This is a genomic window from Lacrimispora sp. (assembly GCF_047605665.1).
GTDB lineage: Bacteria > Bacillota > Clostridia > Lachnospirales > Lachnospiraceae > Lacrimispora.
Genome location: NZ_JASGFH010000005.1, coordinates 45,056 through 69,256, shown reverse-complemented (window position 1 = coordinate 69,256; position 24,201 = coordinate 45,056). Strand labels below are relative to the sequence as shown.

The window sequence follows — 24,201 nt, the reverse complement described above, 5'->3', positions numbered from 1 at the left end:
GGAGGGAAGGAAGACGATGGATATAAGAGAAATGTTAAATCTGGTGAAATCCGGAGAAATGGAGATATTGGAGGCGGAAAAGCTGCTAAAGGACCTTCCCTATGAAGACCTGGGATATGCCAAGCTGGATCATCACCGGGCCCTTCGCTCCGGTTTTGGAGAGACTGTTTTCTGTCAGGGAAAGCCGGACCCGTATCTGGTGGAGATTTATAAGAAGTTTTATGAACGGGATGGAGAAGTTTTGGGAACGAGAGCTTCAAAAGAGCAGTTTGAGCTGGTAAGGGCAGTTGTGCCTGAGGTTCAATATGATCCCATATCCGGAATTTTAAAGGTGGAGAGGCCGGACAAGGAGAAAAAGGGCTGTATTGCGGTTTGCACCGGAGGGACAGCCGATATCCCGGTGGCAGAGGAAGCGGCTCAGACAGCGGAATATTTTGGCTGCTATGTGGACCGGATTTATGATGTGGGCGTAGCGGGCATTCACCGTCTGCTGTCTCAGAGAGAACGGATCGGCAGGGCTCATTGCATCGTTGCTGTGGCCGGAATGGAAGGGGCACTGGGGACTGTGATCGCAGGCCTGGCAGAAAGCCCGGTCATTGCGGTTCCTACTTCGGTGGGGTACGGAGCAAGCTTTCACGGGCTGTCAGCACTTCTCACCATGCTGAACTCCTGCGCAAACGGAATCTCAGTGGTGAATATTGATAATGGTTACGGAGCCGGTTATCTGGCAACACAAATAAATCGATTGGCGGTGAAATGAAATGGGAAAAGTACTGTACCTGGAATGTAATTCCGGAATCAGCGGGGATATGACCGTAGGGGCTCTGCTGGATTTGGGGGCTGATAAAGAGGTTCTGATGAAGGCTCTTGATAGTTTGGGAGTGGGAGGATATCGTCTTCATTTTGGGAGGACGGTAAAATGCGGGTTAGATGCTTATGATTTTGATGTTCATTTGGGAGAGGGAGATGGGCGTGAACATGAGCACGGTCATGAGCACCATCATGGACACGACCACAAACATGATGATGAGAATGTCCATGAACATGGCCATAATCATCATGAACATAACCACGAGCATTCTCATGGTCACGATCATAAACATGACCACGAAGATCATCATAGCCACGATCACCATCATAAGCACGATCACGAAGATCATCATAGCCATGATCACCATCATAAGCACGATCACCATCATAAGCACGACCACGATGATCATCATAACCACGATCACGAGGATCATCATAGCCACGATCACCATCATAAGCACGACCACGAAGATCATCATAGCCACGATCACCATCATGTCCACGACCATGAACATGCCCATACCCATGACCATATCCACAGAAATATCCGTGACATTTATGCCATTATTGAACGCCTGGATGCAAACAGCCGGGTAAAGGAAATGGCAAAACGGATGTTTGATATTGTGGCAGAAGCGGAATCAAAAGCTCATGGGATTCCCTTGGAAGAGGTTCATTTTCATGAAGTTGGAGCTATTGATTCTATTGTAGATATCATCGGTGTTGCAGTATGCGTAGATAATCTGGGGATTGAAGAAATAGTAGTGTCTCCTCTGGCAGAAGGATTTGGAAGTGTCCGCTGCCAGCATGGAGTGATACCGGTTCCGGTGCCTGCAACTGCCAACATATCATCAGCTCATGGCTTAAAACTGCGGTTTACAGACAATATGGGAGAAATGGTGACCCCTACGGGAGCAGCCATAGCAGCGGCCCTTAAAACGAGAGAAAACCTACCGGCTTCCTGCCGCATATTGAAAACAGGCCTTGGCGCCGGAAAAAAAGATTTTAAACAGGCTAATGTTCTTCGTGCCATGATACTTGAGGATTCCTCCCATGAGGTGAATTTGCCTGTAGGGAAAAATGAGGCCACCCTGGGGGATAAAGAACCTTTGGAAAAACCAGGGGAGCAGATGTGGGTGTTAGAGGCCAACATTGACGATTCCAGCGGAGAAGCCCTTGGACTTGTTATGGAGTCTTTGCTGGAAGCAGGAGCCGCCGATGTGTGGTATACACCTATTTACATGAAAAAGAACCGGCCAGCCTATATGCTGTCTTTAATCTGCCGGGAAGAAGAGATAAACAGGATGGAAGATATCCTGTTCACTCAGGCCACAACCATAGGTGTCAGACGGCATCCGGTGTCCAGAACCATTTTAAACAGGGAAAAAAGAAGGATCAGTACAGAACTGGGTGAGGCAGAAGTGAAGATCTGCACTCACGGAGAAATGGTTTTCTTTTACCCGGAATATGAGAGCATAAGGAGCATATGCAGGCAAAAGGGACTGGATTACCAAACTGTGTACTGTAAGATCAGAGAAGAGGCTGAAAGACTATGGAAGAACAATTAAATACCATAAAAATGCGGCTGGAACAGGCCATGGCAGAATACGCCAAAGAGGATATCTGCCTGGCTTTTTCAGGAGGAGTGGATTCCAGCCTTTTGCTGAAAGCGGCATCAGATGCAGCAAAAAAGACCGGAAAAAAGGTGTATGCAGTGACCTTTGACAGCCGCCTCCATCCTTCCTGCGATCTGGAGATCGCGGCCAGAGTGGCAAAGGAGCTGGGAGGCATTCATAAAGTGGTTTCTGTGGATGAGCTGGAGCAGGAAGAAATCCGCTTTAATCCTGTAAACCGGTGTTATCTGTGTAAAAAAAAGCTTTTCCAGACCCTCAAAGATTTTGCCAAAGAGATGGGAATTTCCTGCGTTATGGATGGTACCAATGAAGATGATCTCCATGTTTACAGGCCGGGAATCCAGGCATTAAAAGAGCTGGGTATTGTAAGTCTGTTGGCCCAGCTTCATATTACGAAAGCTCAGGTAAAGGAACTGGCTGCAGAGTACGGAATCTCTGTAGCCTCCAGACCCTCTGCCCCATGCATGGCGACACGCCTTCCATATAATACGGAGATTGATTACGATATTCTTGACCGGATTGGACAGGGAGAAGAATTTTTGAGAACTCTGATAAAGGGAAATGTGCGTTTAAGGCTTCATAAGGACATTGTGCGGATTGAAGTGGATTTGGACGCAATGGGAGAGTTGGTTAAAAACAGGGATAGGATCATTTCTTTCTTAAAGGAACTGGGATTTTCTTATATTACCATGGATTTAGAAGGATTCCGGTCCGGAAGCATGGACATCGGAATAGAGCCCATTCCATAAAACTGATGGGCCTTCAGAACTGGATTTATGCTCAAATAATCATATATAGAATTGTCAGAAATAAAGGAATGTGATAAAATCTTATTAAGGAACAATCGTGTTACAGGGTGGCTTGGCCTTCATTCTACATAGAGTGGAGGTGGTGCTTATGAAGAACAAATTCAGTTTTAATGACTTGATGCAGTTCGGATTATTTTTGATTGCGCTACTGACATTCATTCATTTGATTAGTCATTAGGCACGCAGAAAAACTACCCCTGAAACTTTGACCGGTATCGAGGTGGTATTTTCTGCTTCAATATAGGCCAAACCACTTGTGGGCGGTTGTTCCATTTGTGGTTATAGTATATCATAAAGTAGAGGATAATTCAATATTATCCTTGATTTACGATTTGTGGAATAAAAGCTTTGATGCTAAAATAAACACTCTGATCAGAAATCTGCCTTTAATAAGCGGACTCCATTTCTTTGATCCTCTCATAAAGCCTGTTATTAACCGGAACCTCTAACCCATGTTTTGCCGCCAGCCGGCGCACCGTACCGGCAAACATTTCCACCTCAGAATGACGGCGGGCAATTCCATCCTGGCGCATGGAAGGGGCGCTTTTGGGGGGAAGGCTTTTTATCAGGTCAATGTAATAGTTCAAATCTTCTTCCGACAAATTGATTCCCTCTTTCTGAGAGAGATCAATCACTTCCCTCATGGCTCCGAGTAAGGTATCATTGGCTTCACCGGGGGCTAAAATCCCAGCATAATCAGTCTCATATGCCATGCAGGTCTGATTGATCCCCACGTTCACCATGAATTTCCCCCATAAACGTTTCTCAATATTCTCCTCTATCCGGTAGGGTACCTCTGCCTGATCTAAATAAGCGGCCAGGGCATTCAGCCGTTCTTCCTGCCCCTCCATTCTCACACCAAGGCAAAGCTCCCCGCAATGGGTAAACGTAAATGCCGGCCCAAACTTCATGGCATCCATTCCCTGCGCAATGCAGTATAAAACCTTTTCATGTCCAAACCGTTCTCCAATGATAGACTCACTTTCGATTCCATTCATAACCGATATGATGGTAGTATCCGGGCCAACGCTGTTTTTCATGGTTTTCAATGCGGAAGCGAGGCCAGTGTATTTAACTGCCACAATGACAAAATCTGCCGGTTTGGCCTCTTCACAGTCCTCAATCAAAAATGAACAAGGCTCACCGTTTATGGTGAAAGGCATTTTGCGGTAACGCTCCATTCTTTCCTTATCTGCAAGAAAAGAAACCGCTTCCGGGCCGAGAGTCCGGCTGATCTGCCCGGCATAAAGCATTCCAAGTGCACCCAGCCCTACAATAACGGTCTTTTTTGTATCTTTATTCATAACAATTCTCCCCTTTCAAATAAGCCTTATGGAACCAGATTCTGTATGTTATCAAAACCATCAGTTTTTATGCTGTTTTCACCCCCAAAGGGGTTCGCTCTTTGCTCTGCGGAGAAACCCTCCTTATAAAGCTGCTCCAATGTTTCTAAATGAAAAGTGCCGTCAGAAACCCGGTAATATTTTCCGGTTTCCGGAAGATAGAAGGTGCTGTTTCCATCTACATTGATGGCGGCAACCTGTTCTTTTGCGCTGGCAAAATAGATTTCATAAACAGTGTTTTGATCCAGGTCCCCTTCAGAAACCTCTTCCAGAGAAAAATCCTGAAAAAGTCCGGCTGTCTCAGCGATGATATCTTTGTCTTCACTGAAAAATGAGTAACAGAGAGGGCGGTAGTAGATGGAGACGGATTCCGCCTTTTCCACATCAATTCCAATGCCGGGCGGATTTTTGGAAGCAGTTTTTTCCTGGCTTTGGCATCCGGTGAGGGTAAGCAGGAGCAGGAATAAGAGAAATAGAGTATTTCGGATATTTCTCATGATGTCACCTCTTTGTCTGTCGATTTTATGTTAAGAATTCTCTGCCTTCTATATTAACATAAATCAACTGAATAGGAAAGCATTGAAACGTTTCCAAGATTATGGAAGAATCACGGTTCCCCCTTTGCGCCGGTGGTTCCTGTAGTGTTCCGCCAGAATATTCAGATAAGCCTTGGCGTATTTAGGAAGGTAACGGTTTTTCCGGTAGGCAGCGATGAGGGTGTTTTCCACCCTTTCCTTTCCAATAGAAAGGCAGACGGAGTCTCCCGGCTCCCGGCTTTCGAGATAATGGTAATAGCTTTCGGGAGCAAATGCAGCACCCAGACCCTCCCTGGCAAGGCGGATGGACATTTCGCTGTTTCTGGTATGCAGAAGGACATTCGGCTCCATTTCATAATCCTGAAAGAGTTTTAAGGCCAGCCCTCCCGTATTCTGGTCGGGATAGAGGAGGATAAAGGCCTCCTCAGACAGAAGTCTTAAATCGATCCAGGGGTATTGAAATCCTTTTTTAGAAACGGATTTCCTAACCAGAGGGTTAGAAGAGGACATGACCAGTATGGTTTCTTCCCTTCCTATAATCTGGTAATCCAGGTCGTCGGGGAATTGGCGGACATTGTAAAAGGTCAAATCTATGGTGTGATCAGTCAGGGTGTGTTCCGCTACAAAACTGACTTCCTCCATCATATTGACTATCACATGGGGATACAATTGATGGAATCTCATTAAGGTGGGCCCGATTAAACTGTTTCCCAGCATAATGGGAATGGCAATGTTTAAACGGCCATGGTCCTGATGCATGATGTCATCAAACTCAATATCCCATTCTGTACCGAATTCCACTATTTTTTCCGCATAGTAGATGTAGCGTTCCCCCAGGTAAGTGGGATAATAGCCGTTTCCCACCCGGTCAAAAAGGCGGGTTCCAAGCTGCTGCTCCAGATTTTTTAAATACTTGCTTAAGGAGGGCTGGGAAATAAACAAGGTTTCCGCAGCCTTGCTGATGCTTTTGTGTCTGGCTATTGCCAGAATGTATTTGGCTTCTTTTAATTCCATGAATAGGTCCCCTTTGTACAGGTATTAATTTGTTACTATAGCTTTAATGCATAGAAAATATAGATTATATGTATTTGACGTATATTATATCATAAAATATAATAAAAGTATAGATATAAATTAATTATACTTATAAGTAATTATAAGAAAAACAATAAAATACAGATATACCATGATGCCCCCGATGTGAGGGCAGGAAACAAGGAGATCAGGGAGAGGTCGAGATGAAAAAAAGTAGCGCATTTGCAATGGTTGTGCCAGGGCTTGTGATTCTGGCAGTGTGTCTGTTCCTTCCGCTGTTAAGGGTATTGATTCCGTCTTTTCATACCGGAAATTATCCGTTCAGCGCTTACGTGGAATTCTTCCAGGATGAGTATTACCGGAAGATTTTTGCAAGGACCATAAAGGTTGCCGTCCTGACTACGGCTGTCTGTATGGCAGCAGGAGTTCCCACCGCTTATTTTATCAGCCGGTGCAGAAAAAAATGGAGAGGCCTTCTTTTATCGGTTTCCATTTTTCCGCTGATGACCAACTCTGTCATCAGAAGCTTTGCCTGGATCAATATTTTAGGAAGTAATGGAATTATCAATAAATTCCTCATAGCAGCCGGATTTGCGGAAAAACCTGCGAAGCTTCTGTATACGGATTTTGCCATCATCATCGGTTCCGTGTACCTGTTTCTCCCTCTTATGATCGTTACCGTGGCGGGAATTATGGAAAACATCGGAGACGATATGATGGAAGCGGCCCTCAGTCTGGGAGCGGACAGGCTGAAAGGCTTTATGAAGGTAATTTTTCCCATGAGTCTGCCGGGCATTATTGTAGGAGGCATTCTGGTGTTCACCGGGACGTTGACAGCTTATACCACGCCCCAGCTTCTGGGAGGCAATAAAAACATGGTTCTGGCTACCTTTATCTACCAGAGAGCCATGACTGTAGGAGATTGGGATGGAGCTGCTGTTATTTCCCTTATTATGATTGTCGTGACTCTGGCTGTGATCAAAGGCTTTCATGCCCTGGCCGCCAGACTGGACAGAAGAGGAGGAAACCATGGGTAAAAGTAAAATTCTCACTGCTTTTGTTACGCTGGTTTTTGCATTTTTAATCATTCCATTGATTATTATTACGGTCACTGCCTTTGGAAAGGGCAGCGCCATTACCTTTCCCATTGAATCCTTTTCCGTGAAATGGTTTGTCAATGTATTTGCAACAAAATCCTTCCGGAATTCATTTTTAACCAGCTTGGAGATCGCCTTTTTTGCCACAATACTGGCTCTGATTGCAGGCATTCCTGCTGCTTATGCCCTGGCCCGGTCCGGTATGAAGGGAAGGGAGCTGTTAAAATCCATATTCCTTTCCCCTACCATTGTGCCGGGAATCGTAATCGGTTTCGTCCTTTATCAGTTTCTGGTGCTGTCTTTAAGGATTCCGGTGTTTTTAGGACTTCTGGCAGGGCATTTTATGGTGACTCTTCCTTATGTGATCCGGGTGGTGGGGTCCAGCCTGGACCAGTTTGATTTTTCCATGGAAGAAGCGGCCTGGAGTCTGGGATGTTCCAAGACAGGCGCATTTTTCCGGGTGGTGCTTCCCAATATCACTTCGGGAATTTCGGCCGCATTTATGCTGGCTTTTATCAACTCCTTTAACAATATCCCGGTTTCCATGTTTTTGTCGGGCCCCGGCATATCCACATTTCCGGCGACCTTGATGAATTACATTGAATATAATTATAACCCTACCGTATCGGCTGTTTCTGTGATCTTAATGGCTTTGACCGTTCTGATTATGGTAATTGTGGATAAGACCCTGGGAGTTGCCGCTTTGGCGAAATAGGAGGATAAGATCATGGCATATATGAGCCTGAAAGATATTGATGTCTGTTATGATAAGAAGAAGCAGGTTTTAAAGGGACTTCATCTGGAAGTGCAGCAAGGGGAACTGGTTTCCCTTTTGGGGCCAAGCGGCTGCGGAAAGACCACAACTCTTCGGGTGGTGGCTGGATTTATTGAGCCTCAAAACGGTGTTTTCTCCCTGGACGAAGAGGACTTGACCAAGGTTCCGGTCCACAAAAGGAATTTTGGAATCGTGTTTCAAAGCTATGCCTTATTTCCTCATCTGAGCGTTTATGACAATGTGGCCTTTGGCCTTAAGATGAGAAAGATGGACAAGGCGGAGATCGATCAGAAGGTAAAACGGATTCTGGAGGTCTGTGATCTTACGGAATTCGGGGGCCGTTTTCCCCAGCAGATGTCCGGAGGGCAGAGGCAGAGAGTGGCTCTTGCCAGAGCTCTGGTAATCGAGCCCAAGCTTCTCCTGCTGGACGAGCCTCTCAGTAATTTAGACGCAAAGCTTCGCATCAACATGCGGATGGAGATCAAGAGAATCCAGAAGCAGCTTGGCATCACTACTTTATTTGTAACCCATGATCAGGAGGAATGCTTTTCCATATCTGATAAAGTGGCGGTTATGAACCAGGGGGTGATCGAGCAGTTTGATACCCCGGAAAATATCTACCAAAAGCCTGAAACGGAATTTGTAGCCAGGTTTATCGGGTTTGAAAATTTCCTTTCCTTGACAAGAGACGGCGATGGATACAGAACAGAATCCGGAGCGGCATTTACCGTTGAGACAGGAAACAGGGAAGGCGCCTGCATGGGCACCATCCGCCCTGAGGACATCCGGGTGGCAGAAGAGGGGCAGAGCAAAAATATCCTGGAAGGAACAGTAGGTGTCCGGACATTCCTTGGAAAGAGCTATCAGTATGAGGTTTTAACCGATGCAGGAAAGTTCCTGGTGAACAGGCCGTCAGAGGAAACTTATGAAGAAGGCAGCAGAATCCGTCTTTACCTGCCCGAACAAAAGCTGATTCTCGTTTCTTAAAAACGGGTAACTTCGGCTCATAAAGCCGGTCAATTATAAAAAAGAGAGGATTAAAATTATGAAAAAAGTGATGGCATTATCCCTGTGTGCGGCTCTCCTGTTGTCAGGATGCGGCGGCGCAAAAGCCCCGGAGGAGAAAAAGAGCGGAGGCGAAGAAAAGAACCTGGTGTTGTCCACCTACGGCTTAAGCGAAGATATTTCTGCAGAAGAGGTTTACAAGCCTTTTGAGGACCAGTTTAACGCGAAGATTGTAACGGAAACAGGAAGCACCAATGAGCGTTATACAAAGCTTTCCGCAGATGCTGAAAGCACCATTGACGTCATTGAACTGTCCCAGGCCATGACTGCCAAGGGAATTGAAGAAGGTCTGTTTGAGCCCCTGGACTTAAGCAAGATCGAAAACAGCCAGTACCTGATCGGAGCTGCAAAGTCCATGGCAGATGCCGGACAAGGCGTTGCCTATACCATCAACAGCATCGGTATTATGTATGACCCTGAAGCAGTTGGATTTGAGATCACAAGCTTTAACGATTTATGGAAGGCAGAATTAGAAGGAAGCATCGCCATTCCGGACATCACCACCACCTTTGGCCCTGCCATGGTATATATGGCAAGCGATTACAAGGGCGTTGATGTAGCCAGTGACAGCGGAAAGGCTGCATTTGAGGCTCTGGAAGAGTTGAAGCCAAATATTGTAAAGACCTATGCAAAATCCTCTGACTTGATCAATATGTTCACTTCCGGTGAAATCAAGGCAGCCATTGTAGGTGATTTCGGTGTTCCTACCATTCAGGAAGCAAATCCCAGCCTGGTATATGCAACTCCCGACGTGACTTATGCCAACTTTAATACCATCAGCATTACCAAAAACTGCAAGGATAAGGATCTGGCATATGAGTATATTAACTACCGCTTGAGCAAAGAACTTCAGGAGAAAACCAGCAAGGCTTTAAATGAAGCGCCTACCAATAATCAGGTGAAAATTGCAGAGGACCAGGCAGCCAATATGACTTACGGCCCTGCTGCAGAAAATGCAAAGGTTCTGGATTATTCCTTTGTAAATCCCATTTTAAGCGACTGGATTGACCAGTGGAACCGTATTATTAACAGCTAAGGAAAGAAAAATATGAAGGTTGACTTATTAATTCAAAATGGATGGGTCTACCGGACATACAGGCAGTGTTTTGAAAAAATGGACATTGCGGTGGTTGGGGAAAGGTTTTACGACATTTCCCCTTCCTCATATGAGGCAGACCTTGTGGTGGACGGTACAGGAACATATATCATCCCCGGACTGATCGACATCCATATGCACATTGAAAGCTCTATGACCCATCCGGCAGAATTTTCCAGGGCAGTCCTGCCCTGGGGAGTCACCTGCGTGGTGGCAGACCCTCATGAGATCGCCAATGTATGCGGGCTGGAGGGAATCAAAAGCTTTATGAACCAGGAAACAGACCTGGATATTTACTATGGAATCCCTTCCTGCGTCCCGTCTACCAGCAGCAGCCTGGAAACCTCAGGCGGGCAGATCGGGGAAGAGGAAGTGAGGGAGCTGTTAAAGGACAGCAGGGTCATCTGTCTGGGAGAGGTGATGAATGATCTGGATTTGGTTTCTGAGGAAGATACCCTGATTAAACGGATTGTCAGGCTGTGCACCCAGGCAGAGCGGCCCTTACAGATAGAAGGCCATTGTCCGGCCCTGACAGGAGCTGAGCTGGCTGCTTTTATCCGGGGAGGCGTTGATGCGGACCATACCCAGCAGACTCCGGACTCTGTTCTGGAAAAAACGGATATGGGCATGTTCCTGGAATTACAGGCAAAATCCCTGACCCCCGATGTGATAAAAACCGTTGTATCCCACAGGCTTTACGAAAACATCGCCCTGGTTACCGATGACACCATGCCGGACCATTTGGCGGAGGGCCATTTGAATAAAATCCTTTCTCTTGCCGTGAAGCAGGGAATGGCAGCCGAACAGGCAGTTTACTGTGCCACCTTGACACCTGCCCGCAGAATGGGTCTTTCTGACAGAGGAATGATCGCTCCCGGAAAGCTGGCAGACTTCGTGATCATCGAGGATCTAAAGGATTTTGTTCCCCTGGCAGTCTATAAAAGCGGGAAAAAATATGAAAAGGATTCTGAGGCCCGGAGAGCAGTCTTTCCCGACCATTTTTACCAGTCCGTCAAATGCCGCCTTGCCCTGTCCTCTGACTTTAAGCTGGACCGGTGTGAAATCACCGAGGGGACAGCAGTGGTCAATGTGATGCAGATTCAGGGCTTTGGAACAAGGGCAAAGCATGTAAAGAGAGAGATTCCGGTGCGGAACAAATGCCTTTGCTGGCAGGATGCAGGGCTTTGTCTGGCGGCTGTATTTGAGCGCTACGGAAAGACCGGTGATGTTTCCTATGGGCTTGTGGAACATGGTTTTAAGATTCCCGGCGCAGTGGCAACCACCTGGAGCCATGACAGCCACAATCTGCTGGTGGTCGGAAGCTCTGTGGAAGACATGGTGCTGGCCCAAAACCAGGTGGTACACATGCAGGGAGGATACGTGACTGTCAGAGACGGCAGGGTGACGGCTTCTGCGGCCCTTTCTGTAGGCGGTATTCTGTCTGATAAAAGCCTTTCCGATCTGGCTGCTGAAATGGCCGGGGTGAGAGAGGAGATTCAGGCCATGGGATATGAAAACAGCAATGAGATCATGTCCATTTCCACCCTGACCCTTTTAGTTTCTCCGGAATTGAAGCTGAGTGACAAAGGATTGTTTGATGTGAAGACAAAGCGGAAAATTCCCCTTGTAGAACGATATGAGAGTAAAAGAAGGTAGAGCAGTGTGAGAACGATAATTACAAATGTGGCAGCAGTAACCATGAATGAAAAAAGAGAAATCCATGCTCCGGGCTTTGTGATGTTTGAAAATGACATCATTACAGCGGCAGGTCCCATGGAGGAGCTTCCAAAGGAAGCCGGATTTCCGGATACAAAACAGATTGACGGCAGAGGCGGTCTCCTCATGCCCGGCATGGTCAATCTTCACACTCATATGGGAATGATCCCGTTCCGGGGGCTTGGAGATGACTGCAAGGACAGACTGCGTGTATTTCTTCTTCCCATGGAACAGAAGTCAGTGGATGAGGAGCTGGTTTACTTATCCACCCGCTATGCAGCCGGGGAAATGCTTCTTAGCGGAGTGACCACGGTGCTTGACATGTACTACTATGAAGGGGAAGCTGCAAGGGCTATGGATGAAATGGGGATGAGAGGAATTGCAGGGCAGACCATTATGGAAGAGGGAGCCTGTGATTTTGATGATCCATGGGAAGCCCTTCAATATGGGGAGAGACTGATAAAAAAATATGAATCCCATCCCCGTATTTCAGCCTGTGTGGCCCCCCACGGCACCAATACCTGCTCTATGGAGCTTCTTCAGAAAGCCTATCTTCTGGACTCTTCCTTAGGGGCAGCCTTTACTCTTCATACAGCGGAAATGGACTATGAAATGGATTATTTCCGGGAAGAATACGGCATGACTCCTGTACAGTATCTGGACAGCATCGGAGTTCTGGGTGAAAATACCCTGCTGGCTCACTGCATCCACCTGAATGAAAAAGATATTTCTCTTTTAAAGAACAAAAGGGCCAAGGTAGCCCACTGCATTGGCTCCAATACAAAGGCGGCAAAGGGCGTGGCTCCAGTCAGCGCTATGGCGGATTGCGGGGTCACGGTAGGACTTGGCACCGATGGTCCGGCCAGCGGAAACACCCTTGATTTATTCATACAGATGAAACTTTTTGCTGATTTCCACAAGACCGAAACGAGAAACAGGAGTGCATTTCCGGCGGAAACCATTGTGGCAATGGCTACCGCAGAAGGAGCAAAAGCCCTGGGCCTTGACCATAAAACCGGCTCTTTAGAGCCTGGAAAGCAGGCGGATCTGGTTCTGGTAGAGACGGATTCCCCCAACATGTTTCCGGTTTATGATCCTTATTCTGCCCTGGTTTACAGCGCAGGCCCTTCCAATGTGGAGGCCGTGTATGTGGCGGGGGAATGTCTGGTAAGAGATAAAAAGCTTTTAAAGGCAGATATGGGAAAAATCAGGGAAGAGCTTTCCGCTAAAATGAAGAAAACAGAATTTGCAGCCTATATGAAAGGCTATCATAAATAGAAGAAGCCGGCAGAATTTATAAAACCCTGCCAGCTTCTTTCTCCGCTTTAATCGCTTTTATCAAAACATATGTAATATTTGGATCAAACTGAATGCCCGCATTTCTTTCCAGCTCCAGAAGGGCTTCTTCGGTGCTCATGGCTTTCCGGTACACCCGGTCATTGGTCATGGCGTCAAAGGCATCAACCGGCGCAAGGATGCGGCAGATGAGAGGGATTTCCTCCCGCTTCAGTCCCTGAGGATATCCCTTTCCATCCCAGCGTTCATGATGGGAAAGGATGAAGTGAGAGACAGTGGCGAGCTCAGGAGTGGCCTGAGCGATTCGGTAGCCTATTTCCGGATGGTGTTTCATTTCCTCCCATTCCGACGGGGTGAGAGCGCCTGTTTTTTGCAGAACAGCCGGGTCAATGCTGACCTTTCCGATATCGTGGAGCAGGGAGAGAAGGGAAAGCTCATCCATTTCCTTTGAGGAAAGCTGAAGCTCTCTTCCCACACAGTGACAGTATTTCTCCAGACGCTTGGAATGCTCCTCGGTTTCATTGCTCTTTTCATAAAGGGTGGCGAGAAGGGTGTTGATGATGGAATTGCGGTAGCTCTGGCTGTCTAAAAGCTTCTGATGATACATGTATTCTTCCGCTTCCCTCATGACAGACTGAATGCCGTCTCTCATGGACTCCTTGCTGGCACAGCCAAGGGACAGGCTTAAGAAGAGTCCGCTTTCATTGATGGCGATATGAGCTTTTTTGATGTTCCGGATAATCCGCTCAGCCGCTTTTGCGCTGGTACGGGGCAGGAAGACCACAAACTCATCCCCTCCCCAGCGGGCAATTAAATCATTTTCCCCGCAGTTTTTTTCCAGGAGTCTGGCTACGCTTTGGAGCATAATATCTCCTGCATTGTGGCCGAACACATCGTTTGCAATTTTGAGGCCGTTGACATCTCCCATGATAACGGAAATAGGAAGATTTTCCGGCGTATCCAGCCTGTTTAAAATCCGTTCAATATAATAACGGTTGTAAAGGCCGGTCAGGGAATCGTGGTAGCTTAAGTATTCGATCTGCCTGTTGTGCTTTTTTTCATCGCTCACATCCCGGAATACCATGACAACTCCTGCGGTATGCCCGTCTTCCGTGCGGATGGGGGCTGCACTGTCGGCAATGGGAATGGCATGGCCGTCGCGGCGTACCAGCTCCGTATGGTTGGCCAGGCCGATGATCCGGCCCGTATCCAGAACCTTCTGAATCGGATTTTCCACCGTTTCCCCTGTATCCTCATTTTTTAATACAAACACATCGGTAAACGGCCTTCCAACGGCTGAGGAATTATCCCAGCCTGTCAGCTCCTGGGCCACGTTGTTTAGGCTGGTGATTTTGCCGCTTTTATCGGTGGTGACAACTCCATCCCCGATGGATTGGAGCGTGGTTTTGAGAAGCTCTTTTTCCTTTAATAAGGCGCTCCGGTAGATTTCCCGGTCTGTAGCATCAAATATAATGGAATAGATTAAGGTGCGGTTTCCATCGGAAATGGGGCAGGAATATACATCCAGCAGACGGATTTCCCCATTTTTCAGCCGGTATGGGACAGCGGAAAAATAGTTTCTTCCCGCCAGCTCACTTTGAAACTTCTCCCTCAGCTTGTCAGGCGGAAGCATGTTGATGTCCTGGACCATCATGCTGCAGAGCTCGTCCTTTGTATAACCGTAGAACCGGCAGGCGGAAGGGTTGGCTTCCACAATCTGTCCGGAATCGGGATCGTAGATCAGCTTAATGGCGCTGTGCTGGGTGAACATGGATTTCAGCCTCCGGGAAAGAAGCTCATTGTCCTTTTGCACCCGTTTCAGCTCTGACATGTCCTTGCTGAGAAGCAGGAGATAGCGGATGCCGTTGGAGCCGAATATGGGAGACACCTCTGTCTGCCAAATCCGCTTTCCTGGGGCAAAGTTAAATTCCTGTTCATAGCTGACAGGCCGTCCTGTCTTCATGCATTGCTCATAATATCTTTGAAGCTGCTTTCCTGTATAGCGCCCCACCAGATTGGAAAGCTCCATTCCTCTGACGTTTGAGGTGCCGGTGAGCTCTTGATGGACGGAATTGTTCTGTACGTAGAAGTATTTGCCGCTGCTGTATTCCAGAAGACTGACGGCGTCCCTGGAATTGCTGAACAAGGGTTCTAAGACTTCCAGAATATGAGCCGTCTCTTTATCCTGGGCAAGAGAAACAGCCTCTTCGCCGGACTCCCTCACTACGATCATAAGGGATACCCCTGCTGCAGGGATGACCGTAATCGTGATATATTTTTGCAATTCATCTATCCATTGGGTAGTTTCCTGGGTTTTATTGGAACACCGGACCGTTGAGTAAAGAGAAAGCCAGTATATCATGCCTTCTTTTGCCATGCGGGTAAAGGCGGAAGCCGGGACTCCGATGACTTCTTCCCTGGTCCAGCCGGTCAGATTTTCAAAAGCGGGATTGATTTCCTCAAATACAAAATCCACCGGTTCTTTTCGTTCATCTATCAAAAGTCTTACGTATCCGATGCCAAAAGACATTGCGCTTTGTTTTTGCTGTATATCATTTTCACATAAAATCATTTGTCCCCCCTGTAAAAACGTTTATTTGAATCAAATATAGTTTCCAGTATTTTCCTGTTTCATGTTCTTTTTAATTTACCACAATAAAGCGTGAATTTCAATAAATATTCTATGAACATTCCTCCTAAAAAACGACATAAATCGGGCCCTGAAGCATCTGTTTGATGCAGCAGGGCCTGATTTGAGATTTAAAAATATTTTCCTGGACCGGATGAAGGCTCAAAGGCCCATTCATCTGTTTCTGAAAAAGCTCTTTCAGGAGAAGGGGAAGAAGTACGCCCTTCATCAGAAGTATGCCTTTCACCGGAAGTCAGCTTGAATTTGCCCACTTCACTGCGCAGAGTGGCTGCCTGGGCTGACATTTCCTCGCTGGTGGCAGAGTTTTCTTCCGCTGTGGCGGCATTGGTCTGCACGACTGCGGAAATGTGGGACAGCCCCATGGTGATCTGTTCGATGGCAGAGGCCTGGTCTGCAGAGGCCTGCTCAATCTTTGCAAAGCTTTCGTTGATGGCTCTTCCCATAGTCTCCACTTCCAAAAGAATCTTTGCAGTGTCTGAGGTGAAGATCAAGCCTCTTTCCACGGTTTCCACAGAGGTCTGGATTAAGGAGGCGGTCTGATGGGCGGCTTCTGCCGATTTGGCAGCCAGGTTGCGGACCTCATCGGCCACTACGGCAAAGCCCTTTCCGGCTTCCCCTGCCCGCGCCGCTTCAATGGCTGCGTTGAGTGCCAGAATATTGGTCTGGAATGCAATATCTTCGATCACCTTGGTGATGTTTGCGATCTGGCTGGAAGCAGAGCTGATATCAGCCATTGCTCCGGTAAGCTGTTTCATATGCTCGTTTCCGGAATTGACACCGGTTACGGCCTGTTCCACATAATGAGCTGCGGTTTTGACGGCTGCAGAGTTTTCCTCTGCCTGTCTGGCGGTTTCTGCTACAGAAGCGTTTAACTCTTCTACAGAAGCGGCCTGTTCCGTGGCTCCTGATGCAAGGGCCTGGGCTCCGCTTGAAACTTGTTCGGCCCCAATGCTCACTTCCTCTGCTGCGATGTTGATTTTCGTCAGAGAATCGTTAAGGGAAACGGAAATGTTTTCAAAGGCAGACCGGATAGAAGCGAACTCGCCGGTATATTCCTGCTGCAAATGAATGCGCATATCGCCGTCAGCCATGCTTCCAAGGGTGTCTGTGATTTCTTTTATGTATGCAATGTATTGGCGAAGCTGTACCACGGTCCGGTTGATGGCCTCTGCCATCTGCCCCGTTTCATCCTGGGAAAGGACCTTGGCCTCCACATCCAGATTTCCATCCGCAATCAGGTTGGCAGTCCTGGTCAGGGACTTGATGGGCAGAACGATCTGCCTGGATATGAGTGAAAGCATGAGAAGGATGACCGCTGCAGCAGCGGCAAAAACAATCAGCAGAGTGATCCGCACTCCGTTGTACTCCTGATAAAATTCATCGTCAGGAAGGCCGGTGGCAACCACCCAGCCCGTGTCTCCGATGGACTGGACATAACCGTGGCTGTTTACCCCGTGAGAGGTATATTCCAGAGCGCCCTCCCGTTTTTCCAGAAATGCATTTTTAATGTTATCGGACATATCTGTTTCTGAAATGTTCTTATTGATGAATTCGGAAGCCGGATGGTAGATAAGCTGTCCAGCCTCTGTGGACAGTATGTAAAAGCCTGTGTTCCTTAATATATAGGATTTTATGGTGGCTGACAGACCGTCCAACATGAAATCCAGGCCCGCAACTCCTATGATCTCCTGGCTGCCTGGCTTGAATACAGGGGAAATAATGCTGACTACCTGTGATTTTGTAACACTGTCCTCATAAGGCTCTGTGATAATAGTATCCTGTTTTGCGGTAACCTGCTGATACCAGGGGCGTGTAGTCACATCCCAACTGGAGTCCGCCACATATCCGTCTGACATTGCAAGCTGGCTGGAATCCAGGTCCACGATCCAGGCGGCTAATATGGAGTCCGGATTTGCTTTATGGATATTTTCCAGGGTCTGTTTTACCTGCTGGAAATCTTTGGCCTGGCGGATATCATCGCCCCTGGCAATCGATTCGAACATTCCTACTATCTGGCTGTTCATGGAAACCTGGAACGTTATTTCATAAAATTTTTCCAGGTATGCCTGGATTTCGTTGGAGGCCGCAAGGGACTCGGAACGCAGTTCATTATTTGTAAGACGGGTAACTGTGGTTCCCACCAGGCTTGTGATGACGACTCCGACAATCACATAAGCGAGAACAATAGGTCCTCCTACAAATATCAGGATTTTGGAAAACAGGGTTTTAAAGCCCCGCCCGCCCTGATGATGGCGGCTGTCTTCTTTTTGTTTCGGCATAGCTTAACACTCCTTCTTTGCATTAATTTAACGTGGGTTTCAAATAATTGTTAAATTATATGAAAATTCATAAAATGTAACTAAAATAATTAACTTTTCCCCCTGGATTTCCAATAATTTTATATAATTTAACACATAATATGCCGGAAATCAACAGCATTCGACAGGGAATCCGGGGATTTTACGAAAGAAACTTTTTTGCTAACTTTTTTTGAGCTTTAACGGATTGACAGGGAATTGGGATTGTGATAAAATATGTTGGTGTAAATATGCGCCGTTGCCCGGTATTTTGGATACTCCAACCGATACTTGGTATGAGGTGAGAAGAAAAGAACAAGGAGGAAATCATCATGATTTCAAAGGAAAAGAAAGCAGCTATTATTGCAGAATACGGCAGAAAGGCCGGAGACACAGGTTCACCGGAAGTTCAGATCGCAATTCTGACAGAGAGAATCACAGAATTAACTGGTCACCTTCAGCAGAATCCAAAAGATCACCATTCCAGAAGAGGTCTTCTGATGATGGTTGGTCAGAGAAGAGGTCTTCTTGATTACTTAAAGAAGACAGATCTGGAAGGATATCGTTCTTTGATCGAAAAGCTGGGAATCAGAAAATAATAAACCATTTAGGGTGGAGAAGTTCTCCACCCTATCTGTCTATATGAAGAAAGAATATTAAAAGCAGAAGCATTTACCGAGACCGCTGATGTGGGTATAATAAATTGTATCCAGATCAGTAGTTTCGGACCTTCTGCTGTTAATTATAAAAAATGTAAATGTAAAAGGAGATACCTGAATTATGTACAAGAGTTTCAGTATGGAACTGGCTGGCAGAACATTGACTGTTGATGTCGGCAGAGTAGCAAAGCAGGCCAGCGGTGCAGTACTTATGCACTATGGAGATACTGTGGTATTAGCCACTGCAACTGCTTCTGATAAGCCAAGGGATGGCATTGATTTCTTCCCCTTGAGCGTGGAATATGAAGAGAAATTATATGCCGTTGGAAAGATTCCAGGCGGCTTTAACAAAAGAGAAGGAAAAGCATCTGAAAATGCTATCCTCACTTCCCGTGTCATTGACCGTCCTATGAGACCTCTGTTTCCAAAGGATTACCGCAATGACGTAACTTTGGACAACATCGTTATGTCCGTAGACCAGGACTGCAGCCCGGAGCTTACAGCCATGTTAGGCTCTGCCATCGCAACCTGCATCTCTGACATCCCATTTGACGGCCCATGTGCTTCCACCCAGGTTGGTCTGGTGGACGGAGAACTGGTCATCAACCCGACCCAGGCTCAGAAGCAGGCTTCTGATCTGGCTCTTACCGTTGCTTCCACGAGAGAAAAGGTCATCATGATCGAAGCAGGAGCCAACGAGGTTGCGGAAGATACCATGATCGAGGCCATTTTCAAGGCTCATGGAGTAAACCAGGAGATCATCAAATTCATCGATACCATTGTGGCAGAATGCGGAAGAGAAAAGCATACCTATACAAGCTGTGCTGTTCCGGAAGAATTATTTGCAGCCATTAAGGAAATCGTCACTCCGGAAGAGATGGAAGCTGCCGTATTTACTGATGAAAAGCAGGTAAGAGAAGAGAACTTGAGAAATATCACAAAGAAGCTGGAAGAAGCTTTTGCTGATAAGGAAGAGTGGCTGGCAGTGCTGGGAGAGGCTGTTTACCAGTATCAGAAGAAGACTGTCCGCAAGATGATCTTAAAGGATCACAAGCGTCCTGACGGACGTGCCATGAACCAGATCCGTCACCTGGCAGCAGAGATCGACATGCTTCCAAGAGTTCACGGTTCCGCCATGTTCACCCGCGGTCAGACCCAGATTTTAAATATCTGTACTCTGGCTCCTATGTCAGAGCGCCAGAAATTAGACGGCATTGACGATATGGAAACCTCTAAGAGATATATGCACCATTATAATTTCCCGTCCTTCTCCGTAGGAGAGACAAGGCCCTCCAGAGGACCTGGACGCCGTGAAATCGGTCATGGAGCATTGGCAGAGAAGGCGTTGATTCCGGTTCTTCCTTCAGAAGAAGAGTTCCCATATGCCATCCGTACCGTATCCGAGACAATGGAATCCAACGGTTCCACCTCTCAGGCCAGCATCTGTTCCTCCTCCATGGCTTTGATGGCAGCAGGCGTTCCTATTAAAGCTGCTGTTGCAGGAATTTCCTGCGGTCTGGTTACAGGAGACAGCGATGATGATTATATCGTTTTAACCGATATCCAGGGACTGGAAGATTTCTTCGGCGATATGGACTTTAAGGTTGGCGGCACCCATAAGGGAATCACTGCCATTCAGATGGATATTAAGATTCACGGCCTCACCAGACCCATCATTGAGGAGGCTATCCGCACCACCAGAGAGGCAAGGCTTTACATCCTCGATGAGGTTATGGCAAAGGCCATTGCAGAGCCACGCAAAGAAGTGGGCAAATATGCTCCAAAGATCGACCAGATATCCATTGATCCTCAGAAGATCGGCGATGTGGTAGGAAAGCAGGGTAAGGTGATCAACAAGATCATTGATGAAACCGGTGTGAAGATCGATATTTCTGACGACGGCAACGTAGCTGTATGCGGAACTGACCGTGAGATGATTGACCGTGCAATCCAGATCATCAAGAGCATCGTGACTGAGATAGAAGCAGGCCAGGTATTCACCGGCAAGGTAGTGAGAATCATGAACTTCGGTGCCTTTGTTGAACTGGCTCCTAATAAAGACGGTATGGTCCACATTTCCAAGCTTTCTGATAAGAGAGTGGCAAAGGTGGAGGATGTGGTAAATATCGGCGATGAAGTGACTGTCAAGGTAATGGAAGTTGACAAGATGGGCAGAATCAATTTGAGCATGAAGCCCAGCGACTTAAATCCCAAGGCAGAAACAGCAAAAGAATCCCAATAATCCGGCTTATGCCTATGGCAGGCAGTGGACAGAACCATTTCTGTCTGCTGCCTGTTTTTGCATTGGCTGACCGGAAACCAGGAGGTATTATGAAAGATATTTATTATAATGCAGTGATTTATGTCAAAAAAGGCATGTATGTGTCTGCGATTGGGGTAGAAAACGGGCGTATTGGAGCCGTGGGCGACAGGGCGGATATGAAAGCCTGGGAAGAGGAAGGCCCGGCAGTGTGGCACGATCTGGAAGGCCGTTTTGTGGTTCCGGGATTTGTGGATTCCCATATGCATCTTTTGGAATACGGATACAGCTTGGCAACAGTGGACCTGGCTTCTGCCACCTGGTCCATGGCTGATGTTTTGGACCGGGTTTCCGGGTATATGGCGGATCATGGGGAAAGCTGGATTGTAGGACGGGGCTGGAATCACGATTATTTCCAGGATGAAAAGCGATTCCCCAACCGGTATGATCTGGACCGGGTCACAAAAGGGCGTCCGGCGATTTTATACCGCGCCTGCGGCCATGTGGCCTGTGTCAATTCTGCTGCACTTGCTTTGGCTGGAATTACAGGGGACAGCCCTCAGCCGGAGGGAGGCTGCTTTGACACTGATGAAAATGGAGAGCCTACGGGAGTGCTCCGTGAATATGGGATCAACATGGTGAGCCGGATTATTCCACCTCCGGGGAAGGAGGAAATTAAGGGATATATCCTGACTGCCATGGAGAAATTAAACGCAAATGGAATTACATCGGTTCAGAGTGATGATTTAGAGGCGTTTTCAGGGGTTTCCTATGAGGAGGTAATAAATGCTTACCGGGAGTTGGAGTCCCAGGGGCTGATGACGGTAAAGGTATATGAACAGTGCCTTCTTTCGGGCATGGACACTTTAAGGGATTTTGTTTCCAGGGGATACCGGACGGGAGCGGGTAGCCGTTTTTTTACCATCGGTCCCTTAAAAGTCTTCACAGACGGCTCCCTGGGGGCCAGAACCGCCCTGTTAAGCCGGCCTTATGCCGATGATGCTGAAAATCCGGACAACTGCGGAATCTCCATCTACAGCCAGGAAGAGCTCGATGAGAAGATTTGTTTTGCGGCTGAACACGGGCTTCAGGTCGCTGTTCACGCCATCGGGGACCGGGCCATGGATATGACGGTCCGGGCTTTTGAAAAGGCTGGGACGGGAAAAGAGGGAAACAGGCTGCGCCATGGAATTGTCCATTGCCAGATCACCACAAAGGAGCTTTTGAAGAAATTTCAGGAGCTGGATTTACACGCTTATGTGCAGTCCATTTTTCTGGATTACGATAACCACATCGTAGAGGACAGGCTTGGAAAGGAGAGGGCAGGAGAGACGTACCAGTTTAAGACCCTACTGGATATGGGGGTGGAGGTTTCCAACGGCTCTGATGCTCCGGTGGAAAATCCCGATGTGCTGGCAGGAATTCAGTGCGCCGTGACAAGAACGACTCTCGATGGAAGCAAGGCTTTTCTTCCTGATCAGGCCCTTTCGGTGGAGGAAGCGCTGGAAACGTATTTGTCCTTGGGAGCCAGAGCCAGCTTTGAGGAGAATGAGAAGGGGATGCTCCTGCCTGGCATGACGGCTGATTTTACTGTCCTGGCAGAGGATTTGAGGTATTGCAGGCCGGAAAGGATTAAAGATGTGGAAGTGTGCCGGACATTTGTGGATGGAATCTGCGTGTTTAATGGGGTTGGTGGACTAAAAAGAAGATAACTCCGGAAAAAAAGAGGTTCAACCAGTAAAAAAAGTGTTGAACCTCTTTTTTAAAAATGATAAAATATCTCTGGTAGAGAAAATTATATAGAAGAGAGGAACGACATGACAGGACAACTCTTATTAAAAATCAGAAATTGTGAAACGCTCTCAAGGCGCACACAATTCCAGATTCTTGCCCTGGTGCCGGTTTATTTTATTGTTGCAGGTTTCTTGCTGCAGCCGTTTGATGGAATCTGGAAGGGTATCATTACGATCGTCAGGGAGCCGGATTTCCTGATTACAGATTATTTTGCCATTGGCGGTGTGGGAGCCGCATTTATCAACGCAGGTGTACTTACTTTATTGAGCATTGCAATTGTGTATTTTCTTGGTATGGAGATAAGCGGCCATACGATAACTTCATGCTTTCTCATGTTTGGATTTTCCTTATTCGGAAAGAATATTCTGAATATATGGTCCATCATGATGGGCGTCTGTCTGTATTCTTATTATCACAAAACTTCCTTGTCACGCTACATTTATGTGGGTTTTTACGGGACTTGCTTATCGCCCATCATCACCCAGATCATGCATGTGGTCACCCTTCCTTTGGGGGTCAGACTGTTACTGAGCCTGACTGCGGGACTCTTCATCGGCTTTGTGCTTCCGCCTCTGTCCACCCATACCCACTACGCCCATAAGGGTTATTCCCTTTATAATGTGGGATTTTCCTCAGGAATCATTGCGACCATTGTGGTATCCCTGATGAAATCATTTGGCATCTCAACAGAGGCCAGACTGATCTGGTATACAGGCCAGAATAGGGCTTTTGCAGTGCTTCTTCTGCTGCTGTTTTCCGGAATGGCGGTGTTTTCCTTCTGCATTTCAAAGGATGTGGTGAAAGGGTATCTGGAAATCCTGAAAACTTATGGGATTGGCGGAACCGACTATGTAAAGAGCGAAGGTTTTGCCCCCACTCTTCTCAATATGGGAATCAACGGGATCGCCGCCACCCTCATACTTTTGGCAGTGGGCGGAGACTTAAACGGGCCTACAATAGGCGGAATATTAACCATTGTCGGTTTCAGCGCGACAGGTAAGCACATCCGCAACATTCTGCCCATTATGACGGGAGTGATTCTGGGCGGTCTTGTCAAGAACTGGACCATTACGGACCCAAGTGCTATCCTGGCTCTTTTGCTTTCCACCACTCTTGCGCCGGTTGCCGGGGAGTTTGGGATCATAGCCGGAATCATAGCCGGATTTCTCCATTCGTCAGCCGCTTTAAATGTGGGCATTGTCTATGGAGGGATGAACCTTTACAACAACGGATTTGCAGGCGGGCTCATTGCGACCTTTATGGTACCGGTGCTCCAGTCGATTCGTGACAGACAGGCCAGGGCCAAGCTCCACGACTCATTATAATCAA

At 47.3% G+C, this 24,201-nt stretch carries 18 protein-coding genes; 13 read left to right on the top strand and 5 right to left on the bottom strand.

Annotated features, from left to right (window positions below; translation table 11 throughout):
• The first annotated feature begins 16 nt into the window (after window positions 1-16).
• The 3 genes from larB to larE are packed head-to-tail and all read left to right on the top strand — an operon-like array spanning window position 17 to window position 3,193.
• The gene (larB, locus tag QM657_RS05165; RefSeq protein ID WP_415065493.1) at window positions 17-760 is read left to right on the top strand and encodes a nickel pincer cofactor biosynthesis protein LarB; all 744 of its coding nucleotides are present in this window, start codon (window positions 17-19) and stop codon (window positions 758-760) included.
• Between the two features lies 1 nt (window position 761).
• Window positions 762-2,378 carry a nickel pincer cofactor biosynthesis protein LarC gene (gene larC / locus QM657_RS05160; protein WP_415065492.1) on the top strand — a complete coding sequence of 539 codons (1,617 nt, stop codon included), beginning with the start codon at window positions 762-764 and terminating at the stop codon, window positions 2,376-2,378.
• Complete coding sequence (gene larE, locus QM657_RS05155) at window positions 2,363-3,193, top strand: ATP-dependent sacrificial sulfur transferase LarE (RefSeq protein WP_415065491.1); 831 nt, start codon at window positions 2,363-2,365, stop codon at window positions 3,191-3,193. The genes larC and larE overlap by 16 nt, the downstream gene beginning before the upstream one ends.
• Before the next feature lie 446 nt (window positions 3,194-3,639).
• Here the strand turns inward: larE and QM657_RS05150 are convergent, their stop codons facing one another.
• The 3 genes from QM657_RS05150 to QM657_RS05140 all read right to left on the bottom strand — a co-directional run bounded on the left by QM657_RS05150 (window position 3,640) and on the right by QM657_RS05140 (window position 6,146).
• Entirely contained in the window at window positions 3,640-4,557 is a 918-nt protein-coding gene (locus tag QM657_RS05150) for a ketopantoate reductase family protein (RefSeq protein ID WP_415065490.1), read from the bottom strand.
• Between the two features lie 26 nt (window positions 4,558-4,583).
• Complete coding sequence (locus QM657_RS05145; protein WP_415065489.1) at window positions 4,584-5,093, bottom strand: hypothetical protein; 510 nt, start codon at window positions 5,091-5,093, stop codon at window positions 4,584-4,586.
• A 99-nt stretch (window positions 5,094-5,192) separates the two neighbouring features.
• Window positions 5,193-6,146 carry a LysR family transcriptional regulator gene (locus tag QM657_RS05140; protein ID WP_415065488.1) on the bottom strand — a complete coding sequence of 318 codons (954 nt, stop codon included), beginning with the start codon at window positions 6,144-6,146 and terminating at the stop codon, window positions 5,193-5,195.
• A gap of 224 nt (window positions 6,147-6,370) precedes the next feature.
• On the opposite strand from QM657_RS05140, the gene QM657_RS05135 reads away from it, so the two are divergent.
• From QM657_RS05135 to QM657_RS05110, 6 genes are read left to right on the top strand one after another with little or no spacing between them, the layout of a single operon-like run.
• Window positions 6,371-7,204 carry an ABC transporter permease gene (locus QM657_RS05135; protein ID WP_415065487.1) on the top strand — a complete coding sequence of 278 codons (834 nt, stop codon included), beginning with the start codon at window positions 6,371-6,373 and terminating at the stop codon, window positions 7,202-7,204.
• Window positions 7,197-7,979, top strand: coding sequence for an ABC transporter permease (locus QM657_RS05130; protein WP_415065486.1), 783 nt, complete (start codon window positions 7,197-7,199; stop codon window positions 7,977-7,979). Before QM657_RS05135 ends, QM657_RS05130 begins: the two co-directional genes overlap by 8 nt.
• A gap of 12 nt (window positions 7,980-7,991) precedes the next feature.
• Window positions 7,992-9,026 (top strand): ABC transporter ATP-binding protein, encoded by a 1,035-nt coding sequence (locus QM657_RS05125; RefSeq protein ID WP_415065485.1) that lies wholly within the window; start codon window positions 7,992-7,994, stop codon window positions 9,024-9,026.
• Between the two features lie 58 nt (window positions 9,027-9,084).
• Window positions 9,085-10,140, top strand: coding sequence for an ABC transporter substrate-binding protein (locus QM657_RS05120; protein ID WP_415065484.1), 1,056 nt, complete (start codon window positions 9,085-9,087; stop codon window positions 10,138-10,140).
• 12 nt (window positions 10,141-10,152) lie between these two features.
• The gene (locus tag QM657_RS05115; protein WP_415065483.1) at window positions 10,153-11,856 is read left to right on the top strand and encodes an adenine deaminase C-terminal domain-containing protein; all 1,704 of its coding nucleotides are present in this window, start codon (window positions 10,153-10,155) and stop codon (window positions 11,854-11,856) included.
• Window positions 11,857-11,862: 6 nt separating this feature from the next.
• Window positions 11,863-13,194, top strand: a complete 1,332-nt coding sequence (locus QM657_RS05110; RefSeq protein WP_415065482.1) for an amidohydrolase — start codon at window positions 11,863-11,865, stop codon at window positions 13,192-13,194.
• A 16-nt stretch (window positions 13,195-13,210) separates the two neighbouring features.
• Here the strand turns inward: QM657_RS05110 and QM657_RS05105 are convergent, their stop codons facing one another.
• Together QM657_RS05105 and QM657_RS05100 are read right to left on the bottom strand one after the other, a co-directional pair.
• Window positions 13,211-15,784 carry a PAS domain S-box protein gene (locus QM657_RS05105; protein WP_415065481.1) on the bottom strand — a complete coding sequence of 858 codons (2,574 nt, stop codon included), beginning with the start codon at window positions 15,782-15,784 and terminating at the stop codon, window positions 13,211-13,213.
• A gap of 188 nt (window positions 15,785-15,972) precedes the next feature.
• Window positions 15,973-18,141 carry a methyl-accepting chemotaxis protein gene (locus tag QM657_RS05100; RefSeq protein WP_415065480.1) on the bottom strand — a complete coding sequence of 723 codons (2,169 nt, stop codon included), beginning with the start codon at window positions 18,139-18,141 and terminating at the stop codon, window positions 15,973-15,975.
• A gap of 350 nt (window positions 18,142-18,491) precedes the next feature.
• Between QM657_RS05100 and rpsO the strand changes: the two genes are divergently transcribed.
• The 4 genes from rpsO to QM657_RS05080 all read left to right on the top strand — a co-directional run bounded on the left by rpsO (window position 18,492) and on the right by QM657_RS05080 (window position 24,197).
• Window positions 18,492-18,758, top strand: coding sequence for a 30S ribosomal protein S15 (rpsO, locus tag QM657_RS05095; protein WP_415065479.1), 267 nt, complete (start codon window positions 18,492-18,494; stop codon window positions 18,756-18,758).
• Between the two features lie 181 nt (window positions 18,759-18,939).
• On the top strand, window positions 18,940-21,060 hold the full coding sequence (locus tag QM657_RS05090) for a polyribonucleotide nucleotidyltransferase (protein WP_415065478.1): 2,121 nt from the start codon (window positions 18,940-18,942) through the stop codon (window positions 21,058-21,060).
• Between the two features lie 89 nt (window positions 21,061-21,149).
• Complete coding sequence (locus QM657_RS05085) at window positions 21,150-22,790, top strand: amidohydrolase (RefSeq protein WP_415065477.1); 1,641 nt, start codon at window positions 21,150-21,152, stop codon at window positions 22,788-22,790.
• Between the two features lie 105 nt (window positions 22,791-22,895).
• The gene (locus tag QM657_RS05080; RefSeq protein ID WP_415065476.1) at window positions 22,896-24,197 is read left to right on the top strand and encodes a DUF1576 domain-containing protein; all 1,302 of its coding nucleotides are present in this window, start codon (window positions 22,896-22,898) and stop codon (window positions 24,195-24,197) included.
• Window positions 24,198-24,201 lie beyond the last annotated feature (4 nt).

Coding starts and splice junctions, on each gene's coding strand:
- larB (WP_415065493.1), top strand. CDS start 17: ATGGATATAAGAGAAATGTTAAATCTGGTGAAATCCGGAGAAATGGAG.
- larC (WP_415065492.1), top strand. CDS start 762: ATGGGAAAAGTACTGTACCTGGAATGTAATTCCGGAATCAGCGGGGAT.
- larE (WP_415065491.1), top strand. CDS start 2,363: ATGGAAGAACAATTAAATACCATAAAAATGCGGCTGGAACAGGCCATG.
- QM657_RS05150 (WP_415065490.1), bottom strand. CDS start 4,557: ATGAATAAAGATACAAAAAAGACCGTTATTGTAGGGCTGGGTGCACTT.
- QM657_RS05145 (WP_415065489.1), bottom strand. CDS start 5,093: ATGAGAAATATCCGAAATACTCTATTTCTCTTATTCCTGCTCCTGCTT.
- QM657_RS05140 (WP_415065488.1), bottom strand. CDS start 6,146: ATGGAATTAAAAGAAGCCAAATACATTCTGGCAATAGCCAGACACAAA.
- QM657_RS05135 (WP_415065487.1), top strand. CDS start 6,371: ATGAAAAAAAGTAGCGCATTTGCAATGGTTGTGCCAGGGCTTGTGATT.
- QM657_RS05130 (WP_415065486.1), top strand. CDS start 7,197: ATGGGTAAAAGTAAAATTCTCACTGCTTTTGTTACGCTGGTTTTTGCA.
- QM657_RS05125 (WP_415065485.1), top strand. CDS start 7,992: ATGGCATATATGAGCCTGAAAGATATTGATGTCTGTTATGATAAGAAG.
- QM657_RS05120 (WP_415065484.1), top strand. CDS start 9,085: ATGAAAAAAGTGATGGCATTATCCCTGTGTGCGGCTCTCCTGTTGTCA.
- QM657_RS05115 (WP_415065483.1), top strand. CDS start 10,153: ATGAAGGTTGACTTATTAATTCAAAATGGATGGGTCTACCGGACATAC.
- QM657_RS05105 (WP_415065481.1), bottom strand. CDS start 15,784: ATGATTTTATGTGAAAATGATATACAGCAAAAACAAAGCGCAATGTCT.
- QM657_RS05100 (WP_415065480.1), bottom strand. CDS start 18,141: ATGCCGAAACAAAAAGAAGACAGCCGCCATCATCAGGGCGGGCGGGGC.
- rpsO (WP_415065479.1), top strand. CDS start 18,492: ATGATTTCAAAGGAAAAGAAAGCAGCTATTATTGCAGAATACGGCAGA.
- QM657_RS05090 (WP_415065478.1), top strand. CDS start 18,940: ATGTACAAGAGTTTCAGTATGGAACTGGCTGGCAGAACATTGACTGTT.
- QM657_RS05085 (WP_415065477.1), top strand. CDS start 21,150: ATGAAAGATATTTATTATAATGCAGTGATTTATGTCAAAAAAGGCATG.
- QM657_RS05080 (WP_415065476.1), top strand. CDS start 22,896: ATGACAGGACAACTCTTATTAAAAATCAGAAATTGTGAAACGCTCTCA.